At 51.6% G+C, this 3676-nt stretch carries 6 protein-coding genes and 1 pseudogene; 3 read left to right on the top strand and 4 right to left on the bottom strand.

Annotation, left to right across the window (positions count from 1 at the left end; genetic code table 11):
- Together BG74_RS17785 and coaD are read left to right on the top strand one after the other, a co-directional pair.
- The coding region (locus BG74_RS17785) for a glycosyltransferase family protein (RefSeq protein ID WP_501037422.1) at positions 1 to 476 on the top strand (476 nt) is incomplete at its 5' end.
- Positions 473 to 964, top strand: a complete 492-nt coding sequence (gene coaD, locus BG74_RS07435) for a pantetheine-phosphate adenylyltransferase (protein WP_066597578.1) — start codon at positions 473 to 475, stop codon at positions 962 to 964. The genes BG74_RS17785 and coaD, both read left to right, overlap by 4 nt.
- On the opposite strand, the gene mutM is transcribed toward coaD, so the two are convergent.
- The 4 genes and pseudogenes from mutM to radC form a co-directional block, all read right to left on the bottom strand.
- A complete protein-coding gene (gene mutM / locus BG74_RS07430) occupies positions 955 to 1764 on the bottom strand; it encodes a bifunctional DNA-formamidopyrimidine glycosylase/DNA-(apurinic or apyrimidinic site) lyase (protein WP_066597576.1) in 810 nt (269 codons plus the stop codon). The genes coaD and mutM overlap by 10 nt on opposite strands.
- A gap of 101 nt (positions 1765 to 1865) precedes the next feature.
- On the bottom strand, positions 1866 to 2033 hold the full coding sequence (gene rpmG / locus BG74_RS07425; RefSeq protein WP_066597574.1) for a 50S ribosomal protein L33: 168 nt from the start codon (positions 2031 to 2033) through the stop codon (positions 1866 to 1868).
- A gap of 16 nt (positions 2034 to 2049) precedes the next feature.
- Entirely contained in the window at positions 2050 to 2286 is a 237-nt protein-coding gene (gene rpmB, locus BG74_RS07420; RefSeq protein ID WP_066597572.1) for a 50S ribosomal protein L28, read from the bottom strand.
- 236 nt (positions 2287 to 2522) lie between these two features.
- Positions 2523 to 3207 (bottom strand): annotated as a pseudogene (gene radC / locus BG74_RS07415) (RadC family protein).
- A gap of 209 nt (positions 3208 to 3416) precedes the next feature.
- On the opposite strand from radC, the gene BG74_RS07410 reads away from it, so the two are divergent.
- The coding region (locus tag BG74_RS07410) for a flavoprotein (protein ID WP_305809584.1) at positions 3417 to 3676 on the top strand (260 nt) is incomplete at its 3' end.

Genomic DNA, 3676 nt, shown 5'->3' with positions numbered 1-3676 from the left:
GACAGCCTGACCCGGAGGTGGTCTACAGCTGCTCGCGGCGCAATCTTTTTCTTGGCCGCTTTATGCGTCACAGCGGCTGGTACCCAGACTTGGTAGTGCGGCTGTATGCGCACGAGCGTTATCGCTACAATGCGCTACCGGTTCATGAATCCCTAGAGACGAGCGGCGCCAGCATCGTTGCCCTAGCGGGTGATTTACAGCATCTGACGTGCCGCGATTTGCCGGCTTTTCAGCGTAAACAGTTGCAGTACGCCGAATCCTGGGCGCGGGAACACCATCGCCAGGGGCAAAAATGCGGCATGTTCGCCATTATTAGCCACACCTACGGTGCTTTCCTCAAAACCTGGCTTCTACGCGCTGGTTTTTTGGACGGCAGACAGGGTTGGTTGCTTGCAGTGGTGAACGCACAATATACTTTCAATAAGTATACCACTCTGTGGGCCTTAAACCACGCTGAGAGGGGAAATGACCTATGACTACCAAAGCCATCTATCCCGGCACTTTCGATCCGCTGACCAATGGCCATCTGGATTTAGTGACCCGCGCTGCGCAGATGTTTGATTGGGTCGTGCTAGCGATTGCCGCTAGCCCCAGTAAACGGCCGCTGTTTGATTTGCATGAACGGGTAGATCTGGCAATCCAAGTTACCGCCCACCTGCCCAATGTGACGGTAACGGGCTTTAGCGATTTGCTGGCCGATTTTGCTCGCCAGCATCAGGCAAATATCCTCATCCGCGGCGTGCGCGCGATGATGGATGTCGAGTATGAGATGCAGTTGGCGAAGATGAATCGCCATTTAATGCCGACGCTCGAGACCGTGTTTATGATACCTGCCGGAGCCTGGTCTTATATCTCCTCCGCGCTGGTAAAAGAGGTGGCTCTGCACGGCGGCAATGTGGATCACTTTCTGCCCGCACCTATCGCCAAAGAGATCCTGGCGCGGTATCGCCTCTCTCAGAGCTGACATTGGGGGCAGAAAAAGGTGCTCCGCTGACCGTGCTTGGCGATCTGTATCGGATTTCCGCATGCCCGGCATGGTTCGCCCGCCCGGCCGTAAACCTGCAGCTCTTGTACAAAATAGCCTGGCTTGCCGTCTGGCTGCAGAAAATCTCGTAGCGTAGTGCCACCCTGCTCAATTGAGCGCAGCAATACGGCCTTGATACTCTGCGCCAGCAGCGCAGCTTCTTCTTCGTTTAACGAACTGGCGGCACGGCCTGGAAAAATACCGGCGATAAACAGCGATTCGCTGGCGTAAATATTGCCAATGCCGACCACCAGCTTATTATCCATCAGCCACGGCTTGATCGGCGTGCGTTTATTGCGCGATTTCTCGTACAACCAGAGGCCATCGAACTCGTCGCTGAGCGGTTCAGGTCCCAGGTGAGCCAGCATGTGGCTGGTAAGCAGATTATCACTCCATCGCCAGGCGCCAAAGCGCCGTGGATCGGTATAGCGGATGAAACAGCCGTTGCTGATGACTAGATCGATATGATCGTGCTTTTCAGGCGGCTGCGGCTGCAGCAGTACCTGCAAACGTCCCGACATACCGAGATGGATAATGATCCATCCTTTATCCAGCTCTAACAGTAGGTATTTCGCCCGGCGCTGTACGCTTAGTACCCGCCTGTCCCGCAGCGCGATAATCTCTTCGTCCACCGGCCAGCGGAGCTGCGCATTACGCACCTCCGACCGCAGAATCGTCTGCCCTGCGATCCAAGGTTCAATCCCTCGGTGACTAGTTTCCACTTCCGGTAATTCTGGCATCTGATGCTCCCTGTCAGCAGAATGTCCGCGAGTCGCGAATAGCACATCTGAGGGCCCATGAAAAACCCAGTCGGAGCCGAGTTTTTAGCTATTCGCCAAAATTATTTGATTTTGGCTTCTTTGTAAATCACATGCTGACGTACAACCGGATCGAATTTTTTCAATTCTATCTTTTCAAGTTTGGTACGCTTGTTCTTCGTGGTAGTATAAAAGTGACCAGTACCAGCAGAAGAAATCAACTTGATCTTCTCGCGAACATCCTTAGCCATGATTTAGTTCCTTACCTTAATGCCTCTCACTGCGAACACGGAGATCGGCCAAAACCGTTTCGATGCCCTTTTTATCGATCACACGCATACCTTTAGCAGATACGCGCAATGTGACAAAGCGTTTCTCGCTCTCAACCCAAAAACGGTGAGAGTGCAGATTAGGCAGAAAAAGGCGTTTGGTCGCATTCATTGCGTGGGAGCGGTTATTGCCGCTCACCGGGCGCTTGCCAGTAACTTGGCAGATTCTGGACATATCTATTCTCTCTAAAAATCAAATCAACTCGAGTTATAAGAAAGGTGGTAACTGCCTCGTCAGGCTTTAAAGCCTATTCCAGCATATTCACTGAGGTGAATCCAATAGAAAGACTCTGCTGAGATAGGCTCTCAACGTTACACTCAAGATTCTCAAAGGTGGAGTAGTGTACGCTTTGACGCGCGACTACTCAAGTTCCGCACAGCTAAAGATACCGCAGGATCGCGGGAAAAGGCTTACAGCCAGCCTTTTCGGCAAAAAACCATTTCCCCTGTGCCAATAACCAGATAGTCCAACACCCGGAATCGATAAATAGGCAGGATTTAACCACCAGTGCCGTCACATCGCGGTCGGCGCGGCTCGGTTCGACGTCACTAGAGGGATGATTGTGCGCTAAAATAATCGCCACCGCATTAATCTTGAGAGGCGCTCGGACAATTTTTCATGGATAGACGATATCTATGCTGTTTACTGTACCCTCAAACAACTCCTGATGGTTGAATAGTTGATAAGGCGATTGCGGTTGTCTAGAAATATGACTACAAACACCTCTCTTTCCCGGTATACCAAAATTTGCTGCAGGCAGCGCTGGGCCATATCCGAGATAGTCATCGCATTCTGCGCATCAGATGCGAACGAAAATGCGCTGCGCCATTTCGCCAATCACCCGCAGCTGCGTACATTTTGAAACTCCCAGACCGTATGTGGTATGTGGCGCTGAGGGTTTGGTGGTTAGCAATCATCGATTTATTTATCGAACGAACCGAACTGCACCAGAAATTCCTCCGCGAACTGCAGGACATGTTTGCCCACTAGGTGCAGGTGCAGGTACGTAAAAAACAGAGCCAGTAATTCAATGTCCGTCAGCGAGTCAGAACCGAGGGCAACCAGCTTTTCACGCAGTGCCAACGTTGACGGCAATCTTTTCTTACTTATATTTTTCCATTATTCGAAACTCAAAGGGCATCATTCACCCCCAGATTTATGATGCCAGCAGTAACAACGTTGTTCGAAATGACACGGTGAAAAGCAGAATGACGATTCCAAAATAGCCGTAAACAGACAAATGATCGTGATACTGAGGGTTATGATAAAATCTCTATAATCATAATTTCACCTGGACATGCGAGATGACGGGACTGGTCGGTAAACATATTGTGCTAGGCGTAAGCGGCGGTATCTCCGCCTACAGGACTCCCGAACTGGTGCGCCGTTTGCGCGAACGCGGCGCCGAGGTGCGCGTGTTAATGACGACGGCAGCGAAGGAGTTTATTACCCCATTGAGCCTGCAGGCGGTATCCGGCTACCCGGTGGCGGACGACTTGCTGAATCCCGCCGCAGAGGCAGCGATGGGACATATTGAGCTGGCAAAATGGGCCGATCTGGTGCT

The sequence above is a fragment of the Sodalis-like endosymbiont of Proechinophthirus fluctus genome, assembly GCF_001602625.1.
Classification (GTDB): domain Bacteria; phylum Pseudomonadota; class Gammaproteobacteria; order Enterobacterales; family Enterobacteriaceae.
This window is presented reverse-complemented; position numbering and strand designations above follow the sequence as displayed.

What these genes read in the sequence shown, in the direction of transcription:
- coaD (WP_066597578.1), top strand. Translation starts at nt 473, where the DNA reads ATGACTACCAAAGCCATCTATCCCGGCACTTTCGATCCGCTGACCAAT.
- mutM (WP_066597576.1), bottom strand. Translation starts at nt 1,764, where the DNA reads ATGCCAGAATTACCGGAAGTGGAAACTAGTCACCGAGGGATTGAACCT.
- rpmG (WP_066597574.1), bottom strand. Translation starts at nt 2,033, where the DNA reads ATGGCTAAGGATGTTCGCGAGAAGATCAAGTTGATTTCTTCTGCTGGT.
- rpmB (WP_066597572.1), bottom strand. Translation starts at nt 2,286, where the DNA reads ATGTCCAGAATCTGCCAAGTTACTGGCAAGCGCCCGGTGAGCGGCAAT.